Source organism: Streptomyces sp. JL2001, from assembly GCF_050917515.1.
Lineage (GTDB): Bacteria > Actinomycetota > Actinomycetes > Streptomycetales > Streptomycetaceae > Streptomyces.
This window is the reverse complement of the sequence record NZ_CP169421.1, coordinates 1,170,519-1,194,587: the sequence shown is the minus strand read 5'-3', so window position 1 is coordinate 1,194,587 and position 24,069 is coordinate 1,170,519. Positions and strand designations below refer to the sequence as shown.

Genomic DNA, 24,069 nt, shown 5'->3' with positions numbered 1-24,069 from the left:
GGACCAAGGATCGCGAAGTCGCCGGGCGGCACGGCAGCGCGACGCAACGGCGGACAGTCCGGCCGGCGACCGCCGCGGTGGTCGCGCCAGCGACCTCTACTCTGGTGGTCGCAGGTTCCAGGAGCCTGGGACGGGCGGCCGTGGCGCAGGCCCGGACTCGCCGTCAGCGCGGCCGGACTGTGGTGGCCCTCGGCCGTAAGTGCTGGGGCCCGCGGTCGCACCGGCGGTTGCCGCCTGGAGGGCCGCTTCTCCGTCCCGTTCCATGCGGGCGTCTGCATGGTCAGTCGATCGCGAACCAGCCGCGGACCTGCGCCTCGTGGTCGACGAACCGCTCGCCGGAGACGTCGACGACGACCTTGTCGATGGTGCCGCCGGTGAAGCGGAACGGTGCCCGGTAGTCGGGGGTGACGGACGAGGCGTCGTCGCGGCCCACGCAGATCCCGTCCCCGACGACGCAGAAGTAGCCGGGCTGGGTGACGATGTCACCGCTGCCCACCTGCTGGTCGTCGATGTACAGGGTGAGGGTTCCAGACGCACCCGGCATCGCCGGATCGGCGCTGCGTCCGCTCGCGGTGAACTCGGCCGTGAGCACGTGCCTGCCCGCTTTGATCTCACGGTCGGATTCCACGTGTTGCAGGTGGGTGCCCACCCAGTTGAACGCGTAGTGCAGGCGGCGGTTCTTGACGTAGAGGCTGTGGCCGCCGGCGATGCCGCCATGGGCGTACACGACGCCCTCGGCGTCGGACGACTCGATGTCGACACCCGCGGCGATGGTGTACGAACGGCCGCTGATCACGACGCCTGACTGCTCGGGCACCGAGGCGCAGTCGGGGTAGTAGACGTAGCGTTCGCGCGGGGGAGTGCCATGCGGGCGCTCGGCCAGGGTCTGTTCGAGCGCGGTACGGTCGTCGAGCGGCAGCCCGTGGTAGCGGCCCGCGTAGTAGTACCACAGGCTCTTGAGCGTCTCGAGTCGTTCCGGCTCCTGCGCCGCCACATCCGTGGACTGCGCGCGGTCCTTCGTCAGGTTGTACAGCTCCCACCGGTCGTGCGCGAAGCCGCCCCAGCCGCTCAGTGGCGGGTGCACGGTGCAGGCCAGCCATCCGTCGTGGTAGATCGAGCGCTGTCCCAGCATCGCGTAGAACTGGGTCTGCTTTCCCGGCACGGTGGGGTCGGTGAGCGAGGCCGCGAAGCTCTCGCCCTCGATCGGGTTCTGCGGGTACCCCTTGAGCACGGAGGGCGGCTCGATGTCCAGCAGTTCGTAGAGCGTGGGGACGACATCGACGGCGTGGACGTACTGCTGGCGCACCTCGCCGCGCGCCTTGAGCTTGGCGGGCCAGGCGAGCAGGCACATGTCGGCCACGCCACCCTCGTAGCCCGCCCAGCGCTTCCAGTACGGGAACGGGGTGTCGAACGCCCACGCCCATCCGGTGTTGTAGTGGTTGTAGGAGGCTGGGCTGCCGAGCTCGTCGATGTGTTCCAGGGACAGCTCGGTCGGGGTGTTCAGGCCGTTGAAGAACCGCCACTCGTTGAACGTGCCGTCGGGCCCGCCCTCGCCGCTTCCGCCGTTGTCGGAGACGGCCACGATGATCGTGTTGTCGAGTTCGCCAGCCTCCTCGAGGAAGTCGATCACCCGGCCGAGCTGGTCGTCGCTGTAGGAGACATAGCCGGCGAAGACCTCGGCCATCCTGATGAACAGCCGCTTCTCGTCGTCGCCGAGTGTGTCCCAGGGGCGGACGGTGTCCAGCCTCGGCCACGGCTGCCCGTCCGGGCCGGTCACCTGAGGCTCGCCATGCGGGTTGATCGCGGACAGTCCGGTGTCCTCGGGCAGCAGGCCGAGCTCCTTCTGACGCCGGAGGATCTCCGTCCGGATCGCCTCGTAACCCTCGTCGAACACGCCCTTGTACGCGTCGGCCCACTCCTTGAAGACCTGATGCGGCGCATGGGCCGCATCCAGCGCCAGGTACATGAAGAACGGCTTGTCGGGCTCGACGACCTTGGCGTCCTTGATGAACGCGATGGCCTTGTCCGACAGATCCTTGGCGATGTGGTAGCCCTCGTCGGGAGTGGCCGGCGGCTCGGTCCGGTGGTTGTCGTGGACCAGGTCCGGATACCAGCAGCTCGATTCGCCGCCGAGGAAGCCGTAGAACCGCTCGAAGCCGCGCCCCAGAGGCCAGCGCCCCTTGTAGGCCGCCATGCTGGTCTCTTCGCCAGGGGTGAGGTGCCACTTGCCGACGCAGTACGTGTTGTAGCCGCGCTCGGCCAGGACCTCGGAGATGAAACCGTTCTCGAACGGGATGCGGGTGGAGATCCCGGGGAAGCCGGCACTGAACTCGGCGATGGTGGCCATGCCGTTCGACGTTGCGTTGCGGCCGGTCAGCAGCGAGGCCCTGGTCGGGGAGCAGAGTGCGGTGGTGTGGAAGTTCGAGTACCGCACGCCCATGTCCGCGATCCGCGACATCGTCGGAGTTCTCACCGGGCCACCGAAGCAGTCCATGGTCCCGTAGCCGACGTCGTCCCAGGCGATCACCAGCACGTTCGGGGCGTCTTTGGGTGCCTTCGGCGCCAAGAACGGCTCCCAGTCCGGCTCCGAGTCGTGGATGTCGAGGGCGATCTTCCCCCTGAAGTCCTTCGCCATGCCCTTCTCCTCTGCGGATCGGTCCCGACCGGACCGTTGTCCGCGTCCGCGCGCGTTCGGTCCTGCCGGATCACCCACGCCCCTACGGTCGAGGCACCGCGGCGGCACGACCGGACCACCGTTGGGCGCAGGACTCGGCTTGAGGCGCGCTCTCGGTCGGCGGTGCGCCGCCGGTCTCGCGCGTGGCGGACCGGCGGCGGCGCATCAATCCTGCTCGGTTGTTCTGGTCGTTCCGGCGCAGAGAGCCCAGATCACGAAGGCGTCGATGGCGATCAGGACGACGGCCCAGAACGGGTAGTAGGGCAGCCACAGGAAGTTGGCGATCATACCGAGCCCGGCGAGGGCGATACCGATGATGCGCGCCCACAGGGCGCCGGTGAAGAGGGCGAGACCCGCCAGGATGATGAGTACGCCCAGGATGAGGTGGATCCAGCCCCAGCCGGTGGTGTTCATCTTGTAGGCGTAGTCGCGGGTGACGACGATGAGGTCGTCCTTCGCGATGGCGGCGATGCCCTGGAAGATCGCCATGGTGCCGCCGAAGATCATCAGAACTGCGGCGAAGAAGGTCCAGCCGGTTGCGAACCGCCTCGGCGAAGTCTGGCCACGCGCTCCGCTGACGTTGCTGGCCATGTTCGAGCTCCTTCGAGAAAGACCTCGTCGCCGAATCGGGCGACCTGGTCGGAGACTCCATATCCAGGCTGCCACGTCGGAGGCCGGGCAGCACCTCCGCTCTGCCACATGCATGCTCCCTTGGGGCCCGCCCGGACGTGTCCGTGGCAGAGGGCTGCGCGTGTGGGCGAGGCCCGGCCGCTGGTGCTGACTGGGGCGGTGGTGAGTCTGTCGGGCCGTCAGACCAGGATGCGAGACAACGACATCACCGGATGAACGGTCGCGAGCGTCGCCTCCATACTCCTGCTGCATCGTCGAGGTCGCGCGCGTCAGCAGCCACCCGCTCCTCAAGAGGGCTTGTGTGGAGTGGCACCTGCCTGCGCACGAGAACGACGCCGAGGGCGATCCAGCGCCGGTAGGAGTCAGTCCAGGTGCCGTCCCGTCCGGTGTGCACTCCGTGGGCACTGCCCCAGCGCGCGGCGGAGTCGGCCATACGGTCCGCCCTCCCGCGCACGGCGCGCGGCAGACGGCCGGTGCCGGTCAGGTACACCCCGAGGGCCACCACGACGCCGAGCACGATCACGGTGCGTGCGCTGACCCGCAGAAAGCGCAGCAGCGTGTCGAAGACCGCCGCGGCGGCATCCGGCGACTGCACATGGGCGGGCAGGTGGTCGAGGTAGTAGTGGCGCGCGATGACCAGCCCGATGACGAGGACCAGGGCGCCGCCGGCCGCGCCCAGCGCCGTGGTCACGAGTGCGCGGCGGCGCCGACGGGCGGGCAGCACGCCGATTGCGCCCAGCGCCACCGTGAGGACGGGCAGCCAGTTGCCGAGGACGTCGAGTGTGTGGGCCGCGCCCTGGATCTTCTCCACCTAGTCGGACTTGAAGAGCACCATCTGTTTGTTGACGGTGGGGATCTTCTCCGCCGGTGCGAGGCCGGCGTCCACGAGGTCCTGTTTGACCGTCTCCACGGCGGTGCCGACGTCCAATGCGACGGTGCCGTCGCTGACGTCCACCGCTCCCCGGCCGTGGCCGGTGAGCGCGTGCACGACCGCGTTGTGCGCGGCGCGGTTGGCATCGGTCCAGATGGTCTCGAACCGGTCGCTCTCGACGAATCGGGTCGCCGCCTTGTCGACCACGTCGTTGACGGCCTCGTCCAGTTTCGGGCCGAGGGACTTGATCCCTGCGGCGGCGCGGGGCGGCAGACCCTGGGCCTGCAGCCAGGCGGCCACGTCCGAGGTCACCTCGTCGCCGTTCACCTTGACGTCGACCGCGCGGGTGATGCGGTTCGCGGCGGCGGCCTCGATCGCCGGGTTCGTCGCGAGGGGTTCGACGGTCGAGACGCACCTGTCGGTGTCGAGCACGATGTCGTGCACCCAGACGGTGAGCAGGGAGACCGGCACGAGGATGCAGGTGAGCGTGATCAGCAGGGCCGAGAGGATGCCCATCGCGATCCGGCCAGCACGTGAGGCACCCGTCCGGCCCTTGGTGGACGGGACGTGCGACGGTGCCTCTTGGGGCGGTTCGGACGCAGGCGGCTCAGGAAGGCTGCGCTCATGGCGCTCCAGAGGACTCGACGGCCGGGCTGCCGCTCGCCTTCCATTGGGACGCACCGCAACAGTTACCGCACCCGGGGCTACGCCTTCCCGGCGACCGACCCGGGGACACTGAAGATCCGGCTGCCGGTCATGCCCTGGAGGTCGCCGGCCCGACGGTACGTCGCTTTTCGTCCGCCGGCCCTTCGGCTGGCCGTGCTCTTCCGGCCGGGATTCTGCGCGCATGCGTCTGGATGATGCGACAGCCCGGGACTGCGGAAGCCGGTCCGTCATGCGAGGAATGGACCATGTACGACGTGGACTCCTTCGGCCACCAGGAAGCGGAGAAGCCGAGCACATGACACGAGATACTCCCTCCTGCTGCACCCCCGGCCGCCGCCCGGAGGCGCCCGGTGAGTCGGAAGCCTCGACTACCCCGACACGGCCGGCCGAGCCGTCCGGCGTGCCCCCCGCCGGCCCGCGACCGATCCGGCTGGACGGTGGCTGGTTCCGGATGGGCAGCGATGACGGCCTCGCCTACGCTGCGGACGGCGAGGGCCCGGTGCGCCGGGTCCGGGTCAAGCCTTTCGTCATCGATCGGCATTGCGTGAGCAACGCCCGCTTCGCCTCGTTCGTGGCCGCCACCGGGCACGTCACCGATGCCGAGCGCTACGGGGCCTCGTTCGTTTTCGGCGGCCTGCTGCCGGACGACTTCCCGCCCACCCGTGCGGTCGCCGCCGCCCCGTGGTGGCGCGAGGTGCTCGGCGCCGACTGGAGGCACCCATACGGCCCCGGCTCCGACCTCGACGGACGTACGAAGCACCCGGTGGTGCACGTCTCTTGGAACGACGCCCTCGCGTACTGCACCTGGGCCGGCAGAAGGCTGCCCACCGAGGCCGAGTGGGAGTACGCCGCCCGCGGCGGGCTCGAACAGCAGCCCTTTCCTTGGGGCGACGAAATCCGCCCCGGCGGCCGCCACCGGATGAACGTATGGAACGGATCCTTCCCCGACCACAACACGCTCGAGGACGGTTACCTCGGCACCTGTCCCGTGGACGCCTTCCCCCCGAACGGCTACGGGCTCCACAACATGACCGGAAACGTCTGGGAGTGGACGGCCGACTGGTTCCACCCCGTCTGGCACGCCACCGGCCCCCGCGAGGACCCGGCCGGCCCACCGACCGGCATCGTGCGCGCGCTTCGCGGCGGCTCCTATCTCTGCCACGCCTCGTACTGCCGCCGTTACCGGGTCTCCGCCCGGATGCCCAACACTCCCGACTCCTCCACCGGCAACATCGGCTTCCGTTGCGCGGGCTCGGCTGATGGATGACCAACACGGAGGCCCCACCGCGATGCTGGGGTACTCGCGCTGGTCGCCCCTGCTCCGCGGCAATGCGATCGGAGCGCCGGACGGGCTCGACCACCTGGTCCTGGTCTGGCCGCAGTGGCTGTCGTTGTCCGAGAGTCGCGACGACGGCGCCCGCCAGTGCGCGGCGACGGCGGTGTGGTCGTCGGGAGGGGTGGCGTGGCGGTGACGGACCGCAGGAGCCGGATCCAGGGGCTGACGCAGCCACCATCCGGTGCCACGATGGAGGCAGGAGGCTTTGTTGCCGGGCGCTTCAGGGAGGCAATCATGAGCCGCGAGTATCACTTTCACTGCGAGTACTCCGGCTGCTCGGTCACCGTGGGCCTGCGGATGGGCGGGGCGCGGGAGCTGGAGCTCCTCGTGGACGGGAAGCAGGTCGCCGCCGTCCGCGCCCATGGCCACCACGCCCAGAAGACGGTGATGACCACGATCCTGCCCACCGACCCGCCGCGCAGCATAGAGGTCGAGGTGACGCTCCCGGGCGCTCTCGGCGGCGATCCGGCGAGCACCCTGCTCTCGGGTGGCGAACGCACGCCGATGGCCGCCCGGGAGGTGCCCCGCCGGGCACGGCCGGCGGAGGCTGACTGGTACTCCTGACCGTCTCGGGGAGCCCGGCACGGCTTGTGAGTCAAGGTCTCCGACCGCAGGAGACGCCGGCGCCTCGACCGCAGGATCGTCGGTTCCATGACGTGATCCTGGACGGTGAACACCGCCGACGGCGGTGCCGCGGCACCTCGCACCCGCGGTCAGACTCGGCCCGCGCCTCCGAGCACGGCCGGCCCGCACTCCTCCGGGAGGTTGGCGACGACCAGCGCGAACGCCTCCTCCCGGGTCTCCGCCCTGCCGAGGGTCCCCACGCCCCTGGGTCCGCGCACCCGGAACCGTCCGTCAGTACCTCGCGGACAGACCTGCCCCCCGACATGGGCGGCCGGCATTCCGGTGCAGCCACTGAAGTACATGACTCCGTGACTGACCAGGGGGAAGAGCCGTCGCAGCCGCGGCTGCGCAGAAGCCGCGCGGACGGTTTCCCCGTCGATCAGGTCGTGACTCCCGCCGAGGAGAAGGCGCCATTCCTCGTCCACGATCTCCGCGGCACTCCGCGCGTCAGCGTTGTCCGTCATCTCCCTGCTCTCACCTCATGTGCTTCGGAAGCTTCGAAATGTCGGGTTTCCGTCCAGGGTGATGGACAGGGTCGTTCCCCGGTCACCCACCGCGGCAGCGACATGGGTCATCCAGTCCGGCGGCATGCCGTACTTGTAGTCGTCACCGCTGTGTGGGTGCGCCCCCGGATCCCTCTCCCGGTCCGGGTCGTGATGCGGATTGATCCACCTAGTCGGATTGTCGACGTACGAGACCGCGTTCGGGGCGGGGAGCAGGGGGTCCGTCGGGACGTACCGCCTGAGCCGGCGTCACCGTGCGGGTGTCCGAGCGGCACGTGTGCAGCGTGTCCGGGTCGCCCGGCGGGACGGCGGGTGGAAGCCGGCCGTCTTCACCGTCGCCAGGTACGTCCATCCGGGCCGCGTCGGCGTGTACCGCCGGTCGGGGCCTGCCCCGCGGACGTAGTCTTCGCAGCGCGGTGGGCCCGGCCGGGCACGCAACACGTGCCGAAGGAATCAGGAAGTGAGTGCGGCGATGACCGAGCAGCGAACCGTCACCGTCTTCGGCGCGACGGGGAACCAGGGAGGCTCGCTCGCACGGGCGATCCTCGCGGACCGGGACAGTGGCTTCGTGGTCCGCGCGGTGACCCGTCGGCCGGACTCGGACCGGGCCAAGGAGCTGGAACGGCTCGGGGTCGAGGTGGTCCGGGCCGATCTGGACGACGAGGAGAGCCTGGTCGCCGCACTCGACGGCGCGTACGGCGCGTACCTGGTGACCAACTTCTGGGAGGACATGGACGCGGCCCACGAGAAGGCCCAGGCGGCGGCCCTGTCTCGGGCGGCGTCGCGGGCGGGCGTGCAGCACGCCATCTGGTCCACCCTGGAGGACACCCGCGAGTGCATTCCGCTGGACGACGAGCGGATGCCCACGCTCCAGCGTTCCTACAAGGTCCCCCACTTCGACGGCAAGGCCGAAGCCGACCACTACTTCACCGACGACGGCGTACCGACCACCTTCCTGCGCACGACGTTCTTCTGGGAGAACCTGTTCGGGGCGTTCGCCCCGCAGCGTGGCGAGGACGGCGCCTTCGAGCTGAACTTCCCGATGGGCGACCGCAGGCTCGCCGGCATCGCCGTGGAGGACATCGGGAAGACCGCGCTCGCCATCCTCAAGCGCGGCACCGACTTCATCCCCGCCACCGTCAGCATCGCGGGCGAACACCTGCCCGTCGCCGACATGGCCGCGGCCCTCTCCGAGTCGCTCGGACAGCCCGTCCGCTATCGGCCTCTGACACCGGACGCGTTCCGCGCCCTGGGATTCCCGGGCGCCGACGAGGCCGGCAACATGTTCCAGTTCTACGCCGACTGCGAGGCCCGTTTCACGGGCGCCCGCGATCTCGACGCGGTCCGCGCCCTCAACCCGGCCCTCCAGGACTTCTCCACCTGGCTGGCCGCACACCGGGACCAGTTCCACTGGAGCTGAGTGCTGCGAGCACCGTCAGGTGGGCCGGCGGTCGCCGAGGCCGCCCCGCCCGTCGCCGGACTCGTCCTCGTACCTGCAGGCGCCGGCCGGGTCCTCCCCGCGGTCGAGCCGCCCTTCCGCCTCGGGGGAGCGGCCGGACGGCGGTGATCGGCATCGGATCACCTGGCCGGCTCGGCCTGCGTCCGCGCCGCCGTCCCTGCCGCCTCCGCGTCACGAGCGTCGTCGGACGGCGCTCCTGCGTCATGTGATCCACGTCACACGCGGTTCCTGTCAGAAATCGAGGCGCTGCTCCGCTCAAGTCACCGGGAGCAAGCGAACCGACAGGAGCATCACATGAAGCACCGCATCGTCGTCCTCGGCGCCGGCTATGCCGGGGCCTACGTGGCCGGGACCCTGGCCCGCCGGCTGTCCCCGGCGGACACCGAGATCACCGTGGTCAACGCCGAGCCGGACTTCGTCCAGCGGCTGCGGCTGCACCAGCTCGCGGCCGGCCAGGAGATCGAGGCTCCACAGCTCGCCGACGTCTTCGCCGGCACCGGGATCCGGCTCCGCCTGGCCCGTGTCACCGCCGTCGACCCCGAGCGCCGGGCCGTCGCCGTGGCCGACGCCCAAGGCGGCGGCGAGCTCGGCTACGACACGCTTCTCTACGCGCTCGGCAGCCACGTCGCCGACCACGGCGTCCCCGGCGTCGCCGAGCACGCCTTCCACGTCGCCGGTCGTCCGGCGGCGGTGCGCCTGCGCGAACGCCTGGACGGCCTGAGCAGGCGGGACGAAGGCGGGGAAGTGCTGGTCGTCGGCGACGGTTTGACCGGCATCGAGACCGCCACCGAGATCGCCGAGTCCCGGCCGGGCCTGTCGGTGACACTGGTCGCCCGGGGCGAGCTGGGCGCCCCGCTCTCCGCCGGGGCCCGCGGCCATCTGCGCCGGGCCTGCGACCGGCTGGGCGTCACCGTCCTGGAGCACACCGCCGTCGAAGCCGTCGAAGCGACACGGGTGCTGTGTGCCGACGGCACCGTCCTGGCGTCCGACGCGACCGTGTGGACGGCCGGGTTCGCGGTCAGCCCCCTCGCCGCCGTCGCTGGGCTGGAGGTCACCGAGGAAGGCCGGATCGTCGTCGATCGCACCATGCGGTCGCTCTCGCACCCGAACGTCTACGCCGTCGGTGACAGCGTCCACGCGATCGGCGACAACGGCCGGCCGCTGCCGATGTCCTGCGCTTCGGCCGGTTACACCGGCCTCCAGGCCACGGCCGCGATCGTGGGACGGCTGACCGGCCGTGAGATCCCGAACGCCAGGCTGGAGTACCACGGAAACCACATCAGCCTCGGCCGGCGGGACGGGATCCTGCAGATGGTCGACGACGAGGGGCGGGCGAAGCCGAAGTACCTGGGCGGCCGGAAGGCCGCGCGGATCAAGGCGGGCATCCTCGGCATGTCGCTGTGGACCACCTCGCACCCGACCTTCGGCCTGCCCAGGCGCAAGCGCCACCTGGCCGCCTTCTCGCCGGAAGCTTCCGCCGAGAAGGCGATCGCGTAGCACCTAAGGTGGTCCGCGTGGACAGCACCGCCGTTGATCGCTTCGACGCCGGCCGGTTCGAGGCCGGTCGCAACCGGCTGGCCTCGCTGGCGTACCGGCTGCTGGGGTCGGCCGCCGACGCCGAGGACATCGTGCAGGACGCGTTCCTGCACTGGCAGGCCGCCGACCGGCAGCGGATCAGGGTGCCGGAAGCATGGCTGACCAAGGTCGTCACGAACCTGTGCCTCGACCGGCTCCGCTCGGCACACGCCCGCCGCGAACGCACGGTCGGCGCCTGGCTGCCCGAACCGCTCCTCGACGGCGACCCGATGCTCGGCCCGGCCGACACCTTCGAGCAGCGCGAATCGGTGTCCCTGGCCGTGCTGACCCTCATGGAGCGCCTGTCACCCCACGAGCGGGCCGTCTACGTCCTGCGCGAAGCGTTCTCCTACAGCCACGCCGAGGTCGCCGAGATCCTCGACATCACCGAGTCCGCCAGCCAGCAGCACCTCCACCGGGCCCGGCACCGCATCACCGCCGCGCGCCGCGGCGGCGAGGTCGACCCGGCGTCCGCCCGCAGGATCGTCGAGGAATTCCTCGCCGCGGCCACCTCGGGCCGCGTCGAACGGCTGGTCGCGCTGCTCACCGACGACGCCACCGCGATCTCCGACGGCGCCGGACTGAGCCGGAAGCTGCTGCGGTACGACACCCCGCAGCGCATCGCCGCCATCGCGCGGGCCGGCTTCAAGCCCACCCCCGCGAAACGGCGACTCGCCGGCGGCACGCCTGCCGTCCACTACGCGCTCGTCAACGGCGCCCCCGCCATCCTCTTCGTGCCCGGCGACCGGGTCGTCGGCGCCGTGACGTTCGACCTCACCGACGGGAGGATCACAACCGTGCGCGGCATCGCCGCCCCCCACCGCCTCGTCCGCCTCGCCGAAGCCTGGCGTGAGCACGAACCGGACACGCCGCTCATCGCCCGGTGGTGACCCGACACGCCGCTCATCCCCCGGTGGTGACCCGACACCGCTTTTTCTAGGACGGAATCCGACCTACTCCTCGCCTACCGTCGCTGCCGTCAACCGACATCGACGGAAGGATCACGATGCCCGAGCAGACCGACAGCGCGGCGCCCGTCGGATACACCACTGTCGCGCCCTGGGTCGTCACCGACGACACGGGGGCCTTCCTCGACTTCGTCACCCGGGTGTTCGGCGGTGCGGAGCTGGCGCGGGTGCGGACCGAGGACGGTGCGATCGGCCATGGGGAGATCCGGATCGGCGACACCGTCGTGCTCGCCTTCGACCGGCACGCCGACTGGCCCGCCATGCCGAGTCTGCTGCGCGTGTTCGTTCCCGACCCCGACCACGCCGTCTCCCGGGCCGTGGCCGCCGGAGGCCGGGTCGTCACCCCCGTCGTCGACGATGCCTTCGGACAGCGCGGCGGCCGGGTCAAGGACCCCTTCGGCAACATCTGGTGGGTGGTCGGCCGCGTGGAGGACGTCTCCGAGGAGGAGATGTGGAAGCGGCTGGGTGAGCCCGTGTACGCCGACGCCATGCGCGTGGCCCAGGAGACGCTCGACGCCGAGCTCAGCGGCCGGGACCGGGGCCGCGGCAGTGCCCCGGTCAGGACGACCGGCTGACCGGGTGCCGCGCAGGGGAGCTCCGGTAGGGGCCGTCGCCGTCCTCGTACGGTGGCGGCCCCCCGTCACCGGGACGGCCCTCAGGGCAGGAACGTGTAGAACGGGCCGTCAGGCGCCCGGTCGCGGGAGCACAACGTCACGTCCCTGCCCCGGAGATAGGCCAGCAGCCACTCGCCGAAGGTCATCTCGTAGAGGGTCCAGGCCGGACTGTCGAACTCCTGGACCACGACGCGCCAGGGCGACGCCGGGTCGTCGGGGACGCGCAGGAAGACCGCCTCGCCCGTCGTGGCGGTGGCCACCGGCATCAGTTCCCCGGGGTTCGCGCCCACGGGGCTCGGCAGGAACTCCGCCATGTCCTCCTCGCGCCAGAGGTCGAGATCGTCCTTGATGAACCTGCCCAGGCCGTGCAGGAGATGGCCGGCGGGGTGCTTCAGGTACAGCTGCCGGTTGATCTCGATCGAACCGTAGGCGTCCACGATCTCGCGGAAGTCGGCGGGGAACCCGATACCGAGTTCCTGCTCCAACTCGAGCCACGGAGCCGGATCCGTCCAGTTGAACCGGGGTTCGCCCAGCAGGGCTGTGATCTCTCGAAGCGTTGTCACCAGGAGGTCCTTCGGCGCGTCGGGCGGATGGCTGTGCGGGAGTCCGACCGCGTCACCGGGCCATGGGCAGGTCCTGTCCGGGCGGTCTTCTCGGTCTAGAAGCCCTTGATCACCCAGTCCTGGACGTCGGGGGTGGGGCTGCCCTGGGTCCACAGGGTCAGCCAGACGCCGTTGCCCAGGGAGTTGCCCTTCGGCGTGATGGCCTTGCCGTAGGCGTTGACGGCGCTGCCGTCGGCCGACGGGGAGAAGCGCTGGACGTCGCTCGACGGGTTGCACGTCCACAGGGTCAGCAGCGCGCCGTTGGTGTTGGCGCCGTTCGCCTCCGGGGTGATGCACTTGCCGCTCGCCCGGTGGACGATCAGGCCGTTCTCGTACTTCCACCGCTGGCTGTCCGAACCCGTGCAGGGCCACACCGTGATCGGGGTGCCGTTGGCGGTGCCGTCGCCCTGGGGCGTCGCGCAGACGGAGCCCGCACGGTGGAAGTTGGTGAGCCAGCTCCAGCCGTCGACGGGCTTGCCGGCGTCGGGCTCGACGTTGAAGACGACCCGGCGCGGTCCGGTGGAGTCGACCAGTGCCTCGTTGGCGCCCCAGAGCCGCTTGGCGTGGGGGTCCCAGGAGAGGCCCTGGGTCAGCTGCGGCGCCTGGGTGAGGACGTGCGGGGCCTCGCCGGGCTTGGCCGCGTGGATGCAGGAGTAGGGCTCGGTGCCGCCCGGCCAGTACGTCGGGCAGGTGCCGCTCATGTAGTAGGTGGTGCCGTCCGTGGCGGTGCCCTGGATGCCCCACACGGGAGAGCTGTAGCCCGTGGTCTCCGAGGCCACCGTCGTGGGGGTGCCGGTACCGAGGGCCGACAGCGGCCAGCGGACGATGCGGGCCCCCGCGCCGTTCCGGTTCTCCACCGAGACCAGGGCCGGCGTCGCGCCGGACCGGTCGATGCTCAGGCTGCTCAGGCACAGTTCGCTGTTGACGGACGGGCCGCAGGCGCGAGGGCTGTTGTTGACGAAGGCGGTGGCGGGGTTGTCGACCGCGGCGGTGGAGATCGTGCTGTAGCGGGCGACGAGCGGCATCGCCCAGAGGTGGAACCGGGCCGACGTCTTGCCGGCGGCCAGGCGGGTGAGGGCGCTCGTGGTGTCGTTCATCCGCCACATGCGCGTGAGGTCGAAGACCTGGAGCTCCGCGCCGTTGGCCACGAACAGCCGGTTGCCGTACCAGGCGACCCCGTCCGAGTGCGAGTTCCACCGGAGCGGCTGGAAGTTGCCGCTGACCGGCTCCACCAGCGCGATGTGGCCGTACGTGACCTGGCCACCGGCCGACTCGGCGATCGAGACCCGGGCGTAGTCCTCGACGGTCGTCGGCGTGCGGTCCGAGACGTACGTGCCGTGGTACCAGGAGGTGACCGTCAGGGAGCGGCCCGAGTACAGCCCGTCGGCGGTGGCGGCGTGCGAACCGGCGAAGCCCTGCGGCATCCAGCCGCCGGCGGCGTCGGCGTAGTTGGACCGGTCGTCCTCGTCGTCCCAGCAGAACCCGCCGGGCTTGAGGGCGCCGTTCAGCCCGGTCGCGTGGCAGAGGCCCGGGCGGCCCGTGCGGGTGCCCAGGACGTCGGTGACGGACGCCTTGGCGACGCCGGCGGCCTCGGCGGAGTCGACGAGGCCGGTCTTGTCGCCGTCCACGCGGGTGAGCGTGAAGTTCGCGGTGAACGGGTCCAGGCCGGAGGCGGCCTGGGCGGGCTGGACGGGGAGCAGCACGGAGGCGGCTACGGCCGCACCGAGTGACAACTGGGCGAGACGTTTTCCTCGTCCGAACATGAGTTTCATTTGGTGAGCGTAACCCCTGCCGTCCCGTCATGATCGTCTCATTCACGGGGTCTTCACAGGTCAGAGGGGTCGGGCGGGGTGGCCGACCCCTCGTCGGTGACCCGTCGGCCACCCCCGGGGGAGGTGAATCAGCCACTCCCGGAAAAGGCTTGGACGCGGCCGACGTCCCTGCGGGAGACTCCGTTTCCTCACCGACTGTCACCACTGCATAGGGTTGGGATGGGATTGTCCGCATCAGGTGAAGGATTACCCAGCAAAGGTTCCGTACTCCTCGCACTACGTTTCTACGGGCGGGAACTGGCCCGGCTCCGGTGGCTGACCGTGCCGGCGATGCTGCTGCCCGCCCTCGGCAACATCGGCATCCACTACCTCGCGCCACTGGTCGTCGCCAAGCTCGTCGGACGGATCGCCGGCGACCACGGCGGAGCCGCCGGCATCGGTCCGACGCTGCCGTACATCCTCGGCTTCGCGGGCGTCCTGCTGCTCGCGGAGGCCCTGTGGCGCGTCGGACTGCACTGCCTGAACCGCCTCGACGCCCGGGGCATCGAGCATCTGTACGTGATCGGCATGGACGAACTGTTCGCCAAGGACGCGTCGTTCTTCCACGACAACTTCGCCGGATCCCTGACCAAGCGCGTCCTGAGCTTCGCCTCCCGCTTCGAGGACTGCGTCGACACCCTGACGTTCTCGGTCATCGGCAGCGTCGTCCCGCTGCTGTTCGCCTCGGTGGTGCTGTGGCAGTACGACCCCCTGCTCGTGCTCGGGCTGTTGGCGCTGATCGCCGTCACGGGGCTGGGCGTGGCCCCCCTCATCCGCCGCCGGCAGGCGCTCGTCGCCCGGCGCGAGCAGGCGATCGCCCGGGTGTCCGGGCACGTCGCCGACAGCCTGATGAACATGGACACGGTCCGGTCGTTCGCCGCCGAGGACCGCGAGGCCGCGGAGCACCGGTCCCGCGTCGCGGAGTCCCGGCGCCTCACGCTGCGCTCGTGGGACTACGGCAACCTGCGCATCGACACGCTGGTCGCGCCGATGTCCGTACTGACCAACGTGCTGGGGCTGGTGCTCGCCCTGTCGCTCGGTGCGGGGGAGCGGGGTGTGGAGGCGGTCGTCGTCGCCTTCACCTACTACGCGAACGCGACCCGGATCATGTTCGAGTTCAACCAGATCTACCGCCGTCTGGAGAGCTCGATGACGGAGGCCGCGCAGTTCACCGAACTCCTGCTGGACCCGCCCACGGTGCGCGACCCGGAGTCGCCCGAGCCGCTGGTGGGCCGGGCCGTCGACGTGCGGTTCGAGCAGGTGACCTTCGCCCACGGGGGTGGGAAGCCGCTCTTCGAGGGCCTCGACCTGGCCGTGTCCAGCGGGACGAAGATCGGTCTCGTCGGCCGGTCCGGCGGGGGGAAGACCACGCTCACCCGGCTGTTGCTGCGGATGACCGACATCGACGCCGGCCGGATCCTCGTCGGCGGGCAGGACATCAGCCGGCTGCGCCAGGCCGACCTGCGCAGTCTCATCGCCTACGTGCCCCAGGACCCGGCCATGTTCCACCGCACGCTGCGCGACAACATCGCGTTCGCCCGGCCCGGCGCCACCGACGCGGAGATCCGGCGGGCCGCCGAGGCCGCGCACGTCTCGGAGTTCGTCGAGGCGCTCCCCGACGGCTACGACACGATGGTGGGCGAACGGGGCGTCAAGCTGTCCGGGGGACAGCGCCAGCGGGTCGCCCTCGCCCGCGCCATCCTGCGCGACGCCCCGATCCTCCTGCTGGACGAGGCGACCAGCGCACTCGACTCCGAGAGCGAGATCCTGGTGCAGGACGCGCTGTGGCGCCTCATGGAGGGGCGGACGGCGCTGGTGGTGGCACACCGGCTGAGCACCGTCGCCACCATGGACCGGCTCATCGTCCTCGACCGCGGACGGATCATCGAACAGGGCACCCACCAGGAGCTCCTCGAGGCCGAGGGCGCCTACGCGAAGCTGTGGCAGCACCAGTCGGGCGGCTTCCTCGACGGCACCACCGCCCGGGCCGACCTCCACTGAGCCGGGGAGCGCGACGCCTGACGGGCGTCGCGCTCCCGCGCCCCGGCCAGGACTCCGGACGCCCGCCGGATCGGGACGTGCGACCGCCGCCGGATCGGGACGTGCGACCGCCGGCGGGTCGGACCCATGACACCCGCCGGGTCCGGCTCGGACACCCGCCGGGTCCGTACGGGGGACGCCCGGAGCACCGATCAGGAATCGAGAAGCGTCCGGCACCCGGCGCCTCTAACGTGACGGTCATGGACATCACCATTCACACCACCGCCCTTCCGCACGACGACCCGGACGCCTCCGTCGCCTTCTACCGCGACGTCCTCGGCTTCGAGGTCCGCAACGACGTCGGCCAGGGCAAGATGCGCTGGATCACCGTCGGCCCCGTCGACCAGCCCGGCACCTCGATCCTCCTCGCGCCGCCGGCCGCCGACCCGGGCATCACCGAGGACGAACGCCGCACCATCGCCGAGATGATGGCCAAGGGCACCTACGGCTGGATCCTCCTCGCCACCCGGGACCTCGACGGCACCTTCGAGAAGGTGCAGGCCGGAGACGTCGAGGTCGTCCAGGAGCCGACTGAGCAGCCGTACGGCGTGCGCGACTGCGCCTTCCGCGACCCCGCGGGCAACCTGGTCCGCATCCAAGAGCTCCGCTGACCCACCCGGTCGGGGCCGCGTGTCCCCGGTGGCCGGGCCGTCGTGCCCCGCACGACACCGGCCGCCGGGCACCCCCTCCGGCCCGCACCCGTCACCCGCGCACGTCGAAGAAGGGGTTCCCGCATGTGTCATCCCGGATGGAAACGCGCACGGCTGGCCGCGCAGCGGCTGCTCGACCTCGCGCACCTGCGCCGCGTCCGCGACCGGATCGACCGGGAGTACGCGCGCCCGCTGGACGTGGAGGAGCTGGCCCGCGGCGCGGGCATGCCGCCCGGCCACCTCAGCCGTGAGTTCCGGCTCGCCTACGGCAGATCGCCGTACGGCTACCTGACGGCACGCCGTGTCGCGCACGCCACCGCGCTGTTGCGGCGCGGCGGTCTCGGCGAGACCGAGGTGTCCGCCGCGGTGGGCTGCCCGTCGCCCGGCGTCTTCCGCAGCCGTTTCACCGAGCTGGTCGGCGTGGCACCGGACGCCTACCGGCACCACGCGGCGGCCGACGCGACGGTACCGGCGGTGCGCCTTCCGGCGCAGGCAGGCCGACCGATCAGGAATCGAGAAGCATCCGACACCGAGCAGAAACTAGCGTCTACGACATGACCTCCATCGAAACCCTCACCCTCGAGGTGGCCGACACCACGGCCGCCGCCCGCTTCTACACCGCCTTCGGCCTGGACGCCCACGTCCGCCTGCGGGCCTCGGACGCGGAGACCACCGGCTTCCGCGGGTTCGCCCTGGCCCTCACGGTGGCGCAGCCCGCCGTCGTCGACCACTTCGTCGCGGCGGCCGTCGACGCGGGCGCCACGGTGCTGAAGCCCGCCACGAAGTCCTTCTGGGGCTACGGCGGCGTCGTCCGCGCCCCCGACGGCACGATCTGCAAGATCGCCACGTCGGCGCGGAAGAACACCGCCCCGGTCGAGCCGCGCATCGACGAGTTCGTCCTCCTGCTGGGCGCCACGGACGTGGCCGAGAGCAAGCGCTTCTACGTCGAGCAGGGCCTTGTGGTGGCCAAGAGCTTCGGCCGCAAGTACGTCGAGTTCGCCGCCCCCTCGTCGCCCGTGAAGCTCGCGCTGTACGGGCGGCGGGCGCTCGCCAAGGACGTCGGCGTCCCCGAGGAGGGCACCGGCTCGCACCGGATCGCGCTCTCCAGCGCCGCCGGGGCCTTCTCCGACCCGGACGGGTTCGCCTGGGAGGCCGTGGAGCCGGCCCGCACGGCCTGACCCACCCACACGACCCGACTGGCCCGCACGGCTGATCCGGCCCGACCCGCCGGTCCGGCCGTACGGACCGGGCCCGACCGGCAACGCCGGAGGCCGCGGGCCGCACCGGCCGCCGAGGCGGCACCCGACCGGCCACCTGGCCGACGAGCCCTGCCGCACGGCGGGGTTCTCCACCACGAACGACGGAGGAAACCATGACAGGCGCGCCGCCGCGAGGGCTCGAGGAGCGGCTGCGGGACACCCGCGCGAGGCTGGAGAGCGACGTCGACGTCTGGGTCGCGACGCCGGGCTCCCCGGGAGTCCACCTGATCCCGCTCTCGTACCTGTGGGACGGGGACGCCTTCCTCGTCTCGACCCCGCGCGCCTCGGTCACCGGCCGGAACCTGCTGGCCGACGGCCACGTGCGGCTCGGTCTCGGGCCGACGCGCGACGTCGTCGTCGTGGACGGCACCGCAGAGCCGGTCGAACTCGCCGACCTCGCCGCCGGGACGGGTGACGCCTTCGCCGCCAGGACCGGTTTCGACCCGCGCGAGCTGGACGAGCCGTACCAGTACTTCCTGATCCGGCCGCGGCGTGTCCAGGCCTGGCGGGAGGCGAACGAGCTCCGCGGCCGGGACCTCATGCGCGACGGCCGCTGGCTCGGCTGACCGCCGCGGAGGCCGCCCCGCAGTCGATCGGTTCTCCAGCGGCCGCCGCCGCGCCGCGTCCCCGGTCCCGAACTCCGAAGCCCTGAAGCCCGAAGCCCTGCAATCCGAAGCTTCGGACTCCGAGGTCCCGACCCATCCCGAGCAAGCCACGCACGAGAGGAACCCGTCATGAGCAGCACCACGACGTCCGCCGAGGGCAACGGCACCGCCGGCGAGAAGTACGACGGCTTCACGGACGACGAGCGCGGCGCGATGAAGGAGCGCGCGCAGGAGCTGAAGAAGGGCGCGCGCCGCGGCTCGCGCGGGGCCAAGGCGGACACCGAGAGCGAGGTGCTGGCGAAGATCGCGGAGATGCCGGAGGCGGACCGCGTCCTCGCCGAACGGATCCACGCCATCGCCAAGGAGGCCGCACCGGAGCTCACGCCGAAGCTCTGGTACGGGATGCCGGCCTACGCCAGGGACGGCAAGGTCGTGTTCTTCTTCCAGAGCGCGCAGAAGTTCAAGTCGCGCTACGCCACCCTGGGCTTCAGCGACCTGGCCGCGCTCGACGACGGCGCCTTCTGGGCGACCAGCTACGCCCTGACGGACCTGACCGGTGCCGACGAGGCACGGATCGCCGACCTGATCAAGCGGGCGGTGTCCTGAGGCGGGCCGCTCCGGCGGGCCGCCCGCTCCTCCCGGTGCGGGGCGGCCCGCCCGCGCTTTGAGGGGGTGTCTTACGACCCGCCGCCGGGCCGGGCGAAGGAGCGGATGCGGTGGCGGCGCGCCCGCTGCTCGCGGGCGTGGCGGTCCAGTTCCTCCATCAGCCGGCGCCCGCGATGGTCCGGGTCGAGCTCGTCGAGGACCCGGTCGATCTCGGCCAGCATCGCCCCGTACAGATGCCACAGTTCGGGATCGTCCTGGGCCTGCTCCCAGAGCAGGCCCGCCGCGCGGTGCCGGGCGGTGGCGGCGGCCTCGAGCTCCGCGCCGAGCCGCGCCTCGGCCGCCGCGGACCCTCCGGTGGACGGCGAGGTCACGAGCACGGCGAAGCTCACGAGGGTGTCCGCCAGGTGCTGGACCGTCTCCTCCAGTACGAGGCCCGTCTCGCGGGGGAAGAGCACCTCGCCCTGACGTCGCTTGGCCAGGTCGGTCAGCGTGCGGGTGAGCACCCGCACCACCACCGCGCAGATCTCCAGGGTGTCGAGCCCCGTGCGCAGCACGATGCGATGGAGGAAACCCTCCTTCACGCGGGGGTTGAGCCGGAGGCTGTCCTCCGCCTGGCGCAGCGCCGCGTCGACGTCGGCGATGTCGTTGTCCAGCCGCCGTGCCTCGTGGAGCCGCGCCTCGACCCGCTCGACCGGCGCGGGCGCGGTGAGCTGTTCGCCGACGTCGAGCAGCAGCAGCCGCATCCGGCGGGCCAGGTCCCCGATCGACTCGCCGGCCGTGTCCACCCAGACGGGCGGCACGAGCACGACGTTGAAGAGCAGGCCGACGACCGCGCCGATCAGTGTCTCCAGGACCCGGTCCCAGGCCGTGCTGGCGACCTGGGTGACGCCGAGGACGAGCATCGCGCTGATCGCGACCTCGGGCACGAACTCCTCGACCCGGACGAAGCGTCCGACGACGAGGGAGGCGAGGATGACCAGGGCCAGGCTCCACCACGTCAGGCCGACGAGGACACTGAACGCGATCGCGATGACGACGCCGACCACGACGGCGTTCACCCGGCGGAGGCTCGTGGTGAGCGTCGCGTACAGGGTCACCTGGACGACAAGGAGGGCCGTGAGCGGGGCGGTCAGGGGCGCGGGTTCGCTGCTGAGCCAGAGGGCGACGACGTAGGAGATCGTGGCCGCGGCCGTGGACCGCAGCGTCTGGACGACCACGGGGTCGCGCCGCCAGCGCTGCAGAGCGGCCGGCGCCTCCCGCAGCGCCTCGGCTACCGAACCCACGCCGGCTCCCGGCGCGGCCGCCCCGGTGGCGCGGGGCACGAGGCTGAGGGGTGCGGCATGCGCCTCCTTCGGTCACGGGTCCGGAACGACGCATCCTTTCCCGCTCTGCCGCCGCCGAACCAGGCGCTCCGTGCGGAGGACCCGGACGCCCGGACCGGCTCCCTCGCACGGCACGGTCACCGGCCGCCGGCGCGGTCACGGACCGCCGGCCCGGACCTCAGCGCCGCCACCGCCGGCCGGGCGCGGATGCCCGCTCCGGCCGGAGGCCGTACGGCCCGACGTCAGCGGCCGTCGGCCGCGAGCGCCCGTGCCTGGTGGACCCGGAGGTGCAGGGTCGCCAGGTCGAGCAGCGGCGTGGGCACCGACAGGGCGCGGGCCCGGTCGACCAGGTCGCCGAAGAGATGTTCCACCTCGGTGGGGCGACCGGCCGTCAGATCGCGGTAGAGCGAGGGGACCATGGAGGAGCCCGGGGCGTTGACGACGGCCAGCGTCGCCTTCCGCTCCGCCTCCGGGACGGGATGCCCCGCGGCGGCCGACACCGCGGCGGCCTCGGCGAGCACCGCCGGGCCGAGGTCCGGCCCGCCCGGAGCGGCGTTGACCTCGCCGACCGTGCCGCGCATCAGGCCGGTGACCGCGCCGAAGGTGGTGATGAAGACCCACTTGTGCCACATCGCGGTGAGCACGTCCGCGGGCACCAGGACGTCGATGCCCGCCTCGCCGAGGACCGCCGCGATCTTCTCCACCCGGGGCGAGCGCGAGCCGTCCTGCTCGCCGATCGTCAGATGGGCGAGCGGCGCGAGGCGCTGGATGTCGCCCGTGTCGTCGAGGGTCGTCACCACCTTGGCGACACCGCCGAGCACGGCCGGGGCGCCGAACCGGGCGTTGAGGGCCTCGACGTGGGCCAGGCCGTTGAGCAGCGGGACGATCGCGGTGTCCGGACCGACGGCCGGGGCGACGTCCTCGACGGCCTGCGCCAGGGCCGTGGACTTCACGGACAGCAGGACCAGGTCGTACGGCGTGGTCAGGGCGCCGGCCGTGACCAGCCGCGGTTCGAGGGTCCATTCCTCGTCGCGCCCCACCACGCGCAGGCCGCGCTCGCGGAGGGCCGCGGCCCGGCCCGGCCGGACCAGGAAGGTGACGTCCTGCCCGGCGCGGGCGAGCAGGGCGCCGAAGTACCCTCCGGTGGCTCCGGCGCCGACGATCAGGATCTTCATGAGTGGGGACCTCTCTCTGTACGGGGACGGGTACGGGGACGCGGTTCGAGCAGGGGCCGGAGCAGACGGTGCGGGCGGGCGAGTGCCGCCGTGACGGGGTCGTCGTCCTCGGCCGCGGGAGCGAGGCCGGGGCCCGGGGTGACGAGGGTGTCGGCCGCCCCGACCGCCGCGCCGCAGCCGGTGCAGCGTCCGTCGGCGGTGAGCGGTGCGTCGTCGAGGCTGTGCCGGAAGACCCGGCGCGGGCCGGCGCCCGCGCCGTAGAACTCGTCGCCCCAGTCGGTGAGGGCGCGGACGGCGGGCCAGAGCGCGACGCCCTTCGGCGTGAGCCCGTAGACCTCGCGCCGTCCGGTGTCCGGGAGCCGCTCCAGGACCCGCGCCTCGACCAGCGTGGCGAGCCGGTCGGTCAGCACGGCCCGCGGCAGGCGCAGATGGGCGGCGAACTCCCCGAAGCGGCGCACCCCGTGGAAGGCGTCCCGCACGATGAGCAGGGTCCAGCGCTCACCGACGATCTCCATCGAGCGGGCGAGGGCACAGGTCTGGCCGCGGTAGTCGCGCGGAAGGGGCATGGCCTCCACCCTAGCCAGGAAGAGTTCGGTGGTTGAACTGTTCGGCGGGACGATTAGGCTCGGCTCACGATGACGAAGACTCCCGGGACCGGCCGCGTCCAGCCGGTGGAACCCAAGGCCGACAAGGCGAGCGTGCGGCGGCACAACCTCAGCCTGGTGCTGCGGACCGTCCACGCGGCGGGGGAGACCACCCGCGCGGCGGTCGCGGCCCGGGTCGGGCTGACCCGGGCGGCCGTGTCCTCCCTGGTCGAACAGCTCATGGAGAACGGGTTCCTGGTCGAGTCGGGCAAGACCTTCAGCGGCCAGGCGGGGCGTCCCGGCACGGTCCTGAAGGCCGCGGACACCGGCCCCGCCGGTCTCGGTGTCGAGGTCAACGTCGACTACGTGTCCGTCTGCGTCGTCGACCTCACGGGCACCGACCGGGTGCGCCTGACCGAGTCCGTCGACAATCGCGCGGCGGGGCCCGCCGAGGTCCTGGAGCGTGCCGCGGGCCTCGCCGCCCGCGCCCTGGAGGAAGCGGCCGGACACGGACTGCGGGCCGCCGGTGTACGGCTCGCCCTGCCCGGACTCGTCTCCGCCGGCACCGTCCACCAGGCCCCCAACCTCGGCTGGAACCGGGTGGCCGCCGACCGGCTGTTCGCCGACGCGCTGACCGCGCGGCGCCCGGGACGGCCCGAGCTGGCCGTCGCCTCGGACAACGAGGCGAACGCCGCGGCCCTCGCCGAGCTGTGGTTCGGCGAGGCGGGGGAGGCGCGGACCTTCCTGCACCTCACGGGCGAGATCGGCGTGGGCGGCGCGATCGTGGTGAACGGCGAACTCCTGCGCGGCGCACACGGCTTCGCCGGCGAGATCGGCCACATGGTGGTCTCCCCGCAGGGGCGCCGTTGCCGCTGCGGCTCGTACGGCTGCCTGGAGCAGTACGCCGGCCAGGCGGCGCTGCTCCGCGCGGCGGGCCTGGCGCCGGCCTCCGATCCGTACGACGGGCAGGCGTGGGCGGCCGTCCCCGAGCCCAGCGGCACGGCGACGGCGGACGGTCCCGAGTCGGCCGGAGCCCGGCAGGACGGCGACGGCGCCGCCGCCGGACCCGTCGGTACCCCGGGCCCGCCCGCCGGTCCCGCCGGGGTCGACGAGCTGGCCCGGCGCGTCGACGCCGGCGAGACACGCGCGGTGGCCGCCGTCGAGGAGGCGGGCACCATGCTCGGCCTCGCGCTGTCCGGCGCGGTCAACCTCCTCGATCCGGAGACGGTGGTCCTCGGCGGCATCTACCCGCGCCTGATGTCCCGGCTGGGCCCGGCCGTCGAGGCCGAACTCGGCCGCCGTGTCGTCTCCGGCCTCTGGACCCCCTCCGCGGGCCGACTGCGCGCCGCCTCGGCCTCCGCGGACGCGGCTCGCGGGGCGGCGGCCGTCGTCCTGCGCGAGGTCCTCGCGGACCCCTTGTCGTACGCGGCCTGACGCACCGCCGGACGCCCGCGGCCCGACTCTCATCCGCCTCTCACCCTTGCCTTATCCGGCC

At 72.0% G+C, this 24,069-nt stretch carries 24 protein-coding genes; 14 read left to right on the top strand and 10 right to left on the bottom strand.

Features of this window, described 5'->3' with window-relative positions; translation table 11 throughout:
* Positions 1-280: 280 nt before the first annotated feature.
* The 4 genes from ACE1OA_RS05235 to ACE1OA_RS05220 form a co-directional block, all read right to left on the bottom strand.
* Positions 281-2,635: an arylsulfatase gene (locus ACE1OA_RS05235; protein WP_384866498.1), complete on the bottom strand. Its 2,355-nt coding sequence runs from the start codon at positions 2,633-2,635 to the stop codon at positions 281-283.
* A gap of 204 nt (positions 2,636-2,839) precedes the next feature.
* Positions 2,840-3,265 carry a DUF7144 family membrane protein gene (locus tag ACE1OA_RS05230; protein ID WP_384866500.1) on the bottom strand — a complete coding sequence of 142 codons (426 nt, stop codon included), beginning with the start codon at positions 3,263-3,265 and terminating at the stop codon, positions 2,840-2,842.
* A 244-nt stretch (positions 3,266-3,509) separates the two neighbouring features.
* Positions 3,510-4,115: a hypothetical protein gene (locus ACE1OA_RS05225; protein ID WP_432752365.1), complete on the bottom strand. Its 606-nt coding sequence runs from the start codon at positions 4,113-4,115 to the stop codon at positions 3,510-3,512.
* Complete coding sequence (locus ACE1OA_RS05220) at positions 4,116-4,691, bottom strand: hypothetical protein (protein ID WP_432752364.1); 576 nt, start codon at positions 4,689-4,691, stop codon at positions 4,116-4,118. It lies immediately after the preceding gene.
* A 445-nt stretch (positions 4,692-5,136) separates the two neighbouring features.
* Between ACE1OA_RS05220 and ACE1OA_RS05215 the strand changes: the two genes are divergently transcribed.
* The 3 genes from ACE1OA_RS05215 (at position 5,137) to ACE1OA_RS05205 (ending at position 6,741) form a co-directional block, all read left to right on the top strand.
* On the top strand, positions 5,137-6,108 hold the full coding sequence (locus tag ACE1OA_RS05215) for a formylglycine-generating enzyme family protein (RefSeq protein ID WP_432752363.1): 972 nt from the start codon (positions 5,137-5,139) through the stop codon (positions 6,106-6,108).
* Positions 6,101-6,313, top strand: a complete 213-nt coding sequence (locus tag ACE1OA_RS05210) for a hypothetical protein (RefSeq protein ID WP_432752362.1) — start codon at positions 6,101-6,103, stop codon at positions 6,311-6,313. Before ACE1OA_RS05215 ends, ACE1OA_RS05210 begins: the two co-directional genes overlap by 8 nt.
* A 98-nt stretch (positions 6,314-6,411) precedes the next feature.
* A complete protein-coding gene (locus ACE1OA_RS05205) occupies positions 6,412-6,741 on the top strand; it encodes a hypothetical protein (protein ID WP_384866510.1) in 330 nt (109 codons plus the stop codon).
* A 149-nt stretch (positions 6,742-6,890) separates the two neighbouring features.
* On the opposite strand, the gene ACE1OA_RS05200 is transcribed toward ACE1OA_RS05205, so the two are convergent.
* Entirely contained in the window at positions 6,891-7,265 is a 375-nt protein-coding gene (locus ACE1OA_RS05200; protein ID WP_432752361.1) for a DUF6193 family natural product biosynthesis protein, read from the bottom strand.
* Positions 7,266-7,776: 511 nt separating this feature from the next.
* On the opposite strand from ACE1OA_RS05200, the gene ACE1OA_RS05195 reads away from it, so the two are divergent.
* The 4 genes from ACE1OA_RS05195 to ACE1OA_RS05180 all read left to right on the top strand — a co-directional run bounded on the left by ACE1OA_RS05195 (position 7,777) and on the right by ACE1OA_RS05180 (position 11,881).
* Positions 7,777-8,724, top strand: coding sequence for an NmrA/HSCARG family protein (locus tag ACE1OA_RS05195; protein WP_386543757.1), 948 nt, complete (start codon positions 7,777-7,779; stop codon positions 8,722-8,724).
* A 333-nt stretch (positions 8,725-9,057) separates the two neighbouring features.
* Entirely contained in the window at positions 9,058-10,260 is a 1,203-nt protein-coding gene (locus tag ACE1OA_RS05190; RefSeq protein WP_432752360.1) for an NAD(P)/FAD-dependent oxidoreductase, read from the top strand.
* 17 nt (positions 10,261-10,277) lie between these two features.
* A complete protein-coding gene (locus ACE1OA_RS05185) occupies positions 10,278-11,228 on the top strand; it encodes a sigma-70 family RNA polymerase sigma factor (RefSeq protein ID WP_356600114.1) in 951 nt (316 codons plus the stop codon).
* 116 nt (positions 11,229-11,344) lie between these two features.
* Positions 11,345-11,881 (top strand): VOC family protein, encoded by a 537-nt coding sequence (locus ACE1OA_RS05180; protein ID WP_432752359.1) that lies wholly within the window; start codon positions 11,345-11,347, stop codon positions 11,879-11,881.
* An 80-nt stretch (positions 11,882-11,961) separates the two neighbouring features.
* Here the strand turns inward: ACE1OA_RS05180 and ACE1OA_RS05175 are convergent, their stop codons facing one another.
* Both ACE1OA_RS05175 and ACE1OA_RS05170 read right to left on the bottom strand, forming a co-directional pair.
* Complete coding sequence (locus ACE1OA_RS05175; protein ID WP_356779627.1) at positions 11,962-12,483, bottom strand: SMI1/KNR4 family protein; 522 nt, start codon at positions 12,481-12,483, stop codon at positions 11,962-11,964.
* 95 nt (positions 12,484-12,578) lie between these two features.
* On the bottom strand, positions 12,579-14,294 hold the full coding sequence (locus tag ACE1OA_RS05170; RefSeq protein ID WP_432752358.1) for an RICIN domain-containing protein: 1,716 nt from the start codon (positions 14,292-14,294) through the stop codon (positions 12,579-12,581).
* Between the two features lie 219 nt (positions 14,295-14,513).
* Between ACE1OA_RS05170 and ACE1OA_RS05165 the strand changes: the two genes are divergently transcribed.
* The 6 genes from ACE1OA_RS05165 to ACE1OA_RS05140 all read left to right on the top strand — a co-directional run bounded on the left by ACE1OA_RS05165 (position 14,514) and on the right by ACE1OA_RS05140 (position 19,493).
* Positions 14,514-16,334 carry an ABC transporter ATP-binding protein gene (locus ACE1OA_RS05165; RefSeq protein ID WP_432752357.1) on the top strand — a complete coding sequence of 607 codons (1,821 nt, stop codon included), beginning with the start codon at positions 14,514-14,516 and terminating at the stop codon, positions 16,332-16,334.
* A gap of 239 nt (positions 16,335-16,573) precedes the next feature.
* On the top strand, positions 16,574-16,984 hold the full coding sequence (locus ACE1OA_RS05160) for a VOC family protein (protein ID WP_356600104.1): 411 nt from the start codon (positions 16,574-16,576) through the stop codon (positions 16,982-16,984).
* A 123-nt stretch (positions 16,985-17,107) separates the two neighbouring features.
* Positions 17,108-17,581 (top strand): helix-turn-helix transcriptional regulator, encoded by a 474-nt coding sequence (locus ACE1OA_RS05155; RefSeq protein WP_356600102.1) that lies wholly within the window; start codon positions 17,108-17,110, stop codon positions 17,579-17,581.
* A complete protein-coding gene (locus tag ACE1OA_RS05150; protein WP_356600100.1) occupies positions 17,578-18,201 on the top strand; it encodes a glyoxalase in 624 nt (207 codons plus the stop codon). The genes ACE1OA_RS05155 and ACE1OA_RS05150 overlap by 4 nt, the downstream gene beginning before the upstream one ends.
* 194 nt (positions 18,202-18,395) lie before the next feature.
* Complete coding sequence (locus tag ACE1OA_RS05145) at positions 18,396-18,848, top strand: pyridoxamine 5'-phosphate oxidase family protein (protein ID WP_356600098.1); 453 nt, start codon at positions 18,396-18,398, stop codon at positions 18,846-18,848.
* Positions 18,849-19,016: 168 nt separating this feature from the next.
* The gene (locus ACE1OA_RS05140) at positions 19,017-19,493 is read left to right on the top strand and encodes an iron chaperone (RefSeq protein WP_356600096.1); all 477 of its coding nucleotides are present in this window, start codon (positions 19,017-19,019) and stop codon (positions 19,491-19,493) included.
* A gap of 71 nt (positions 19,494-19,564) precedes the next feature.
* On the opposite strand, the gene ACE1OA_RS05135 is transcribed toward ACE1OA_RS05140, so the two are convergent.
* The 3 genes from ACE1OA_RS05135 to ACE1OA_RS05125 form a co-directional block, all read right to left on the bottom strand.
* Positions 19,565-20,776, bottom strand: coding sequence for an FUSC family protein (locus ACE1OA_RS05135; RefSeq protein ID WP_356600094.1), 1,212 nt, complete (start codon positions 20,774-20,776; stop codon positions 19,565-19,567).
* Between the two features lie 281 nt (positions 20,777-21,057).
* The gene (locus tag ACE1OA_RS05130; protein ID WP_432752356.1) at positions 21,058-21,990 is read right to left on the bottom strand and encodes a ketopantoate reductase family protein; all 933 of its coding nucleotides are present in this window, start codon (positions 21,988-21,990) and stop codon (positions 21,058-21,060) included.
* The gene (locus tag ACE1OA_RS05125) at positions 21,987-22,556 is read right to left on the bottom strand and encodes a winged helix-turn-helix transcriptional regulator (RefSeq protein WP_432752355.1); all 570 of its coding nucleotides are present in this window, start codon (positions 22,554-22,556) and stop codon (positions 21,987-21,989) included. The genes ACE1OA_RS05130 and ACE1OA_RS05125 overlap by 4 nt, the downstream gene beginning before the upstream one ends.
* Before the next feature lie 69 nt (positions 22,557-22,625).
* Between ACE1OA_RS05125 and ACE1OA_RS05120 the strand changes: the two genes are divergently transcribed.
* Entirely contained in the window at positions 22,626-24,008 is a 1,383-nt protein-coding gene (locus ACE1OA_RS05120) for an ROK family protein (RefSeq protein WP_432752354.1), read from the top strand.
* Positions 24,009-24,069 lie beyond the last annotated feature (61 nt).

What these genes read in the sequence shown, in the direction of transcription:
- ACE1OA_RS05235 (WP_384866498.1), bottom strand. Translation starts at nt 2,635, where the DNA reads ATGGCGAAGGACTTCAGGGGGAAGATCGCCCTCGACATCCACGACTCG.
- ACE1OA_RS05230 (WP_384866500.1), bottom strand. Translation starts at nt 3,265, where the DNA reads ATGGCCAGCAACGTCAGCGGAGCGCGTGGCCAGACTTCGCCGAGGCGG.
- ACE1OA_RS05220 (WP_432752364.1), bottom strand. Translation starts at nt 4,691, where the DNA reads ATGGGCATCCTCTCGGCCCTGCTGATCACGCTCACCTGCATCCTCGTG.
- ACE1OA_RS05215 (WP_432752363.1), top strand. Translation starts at nt 5,137, where the DNA reads ATGACACGAGATACTCCCTCCTGCTGCACCCCCGGCCGCCGCCCGGAG.
- ACE1OA_RS05210 (WP_432752362.1), top strand. Translation starts at nt 6,101, where the DNA reads ATGGATGACCAACACGGAGGCCCCACCGCGATGCTGGGGTACTCGCGC.
- ACE1OA_RS05205 (WP_384866510.1), top strand. Translation starts at nt 6,412, where the DNA reads ATGAGCCGCGAGTATCACTTTCACTGCGAGTACTCCGGCTGCTCGGTC.
- ACE1OA_RS05200 (WP_432752361.1), bottom strand. Translation starts at nt 7,265, where the DNA reads ATGACGGACAACGCTGACGCGCGGAGTGCCGCGGAGATCGTGGACGAG.
- ACE1OA_RS05195 (WP_386543757.1), top strand. Translation starts at nt 7,777, where the DNA reads ATGACCGAGCAGCGAACCGTCACCGTCTTCGGCGCGACGGGGAACCAG.
- ACE1OA_RS05190 (WP_432752360.1), top strand. Translation starts at nt 9,058, where the DNA reads ATGAAGCACCGCATCGTCGTCCTCGGCGCCGGCTATGCCGGGGCCTAC.
- ACE1OA_RS05180 (WP_432752359.1), top strand. Translation starts at nt 11,345, where the DNA reads ATGCCCGAGCAGACCGACAGCGCGGCGCCCGTCGGATACACCACTGTC.
- ACE1OA_RS05170 (WP_432752358.1), bottom strand. Translation starts at nt 14,294, where the DNA reads ATGAAACTCATGTTCGGACGAGGAAAACGTCTCGCCCAGTTGTCACTC.
- ACE1OA_RS05165 (WP_432752357.1), top strand. Translation starts at nt 14,514, where the DNA reads ATGGGATTGTCCGCATCAGGTGAAGGATTACCCAGCAAAGGTTCCGTA.
- ACE1OA_RS05160 (WP_356600104.1), top strand. Translation starts at nt 16,574, where the DNA reads ATGGACATCACCATTCACACCACCGCCCTTCCGCACGACGACCCGGAC.
- ACE1OA_RS05155 (WP_356600102.1), top strand. Translation starts at nt 17,108, where the DNA reads ATGTGTCATCCCGGATGGAAACGCGCACGGCTGGCCGCGCAGCGGCTG.
- ACE1OA_RS05150 (WP_356600100.1), top strand. Translation starts at nt 17,578, where the DNA reads ATGACCTCCATCGAAACCCTCACCCTCGAGGTGGCCGACACCACGGCC.
- ACE1OA_RS05145 (WP_356600098.1), top strand. Translation starts at nt 18,396, where the DNA reads ATGACAGGCGCGCCGCCGCGAGGGCTCGAGGAGCGGCTGCGGGACACC.
- ACE1OA_RS05140 (WP_356600096.1), top strand. Translation starts at nt 19,017, where the DNA reads ATGAGCAGCACCACGACGTCCGCCGAGGGCAACGGCACCGCCGGCGAG.
- ACE1OA_RS05130 (WP_432752356.1), bottom strand. Translation starts at nt 21,990, where the DNA reads ATGAAGATCCTGATCGTCGGCGCCGGAGCCACCGGAGGGTACTTCGGC.
- ACE1OA_RS05125 (WP_432752355.1), bottom strand. Translation starts at nt 22,556, where the DNA reads ATGCCCCTTCCGCGCGACTACCGCGGCCAGACCTGTGCCCTCGCCCGC.
- ACE1OA_RS05120 (WP_432752354.1), top strand. Translation starts at nt 22,626, where the DNA reads ATGACGAAGACTCCCGGGACCGGCCGCGTCCAGCCGGTGGAACCCAAG.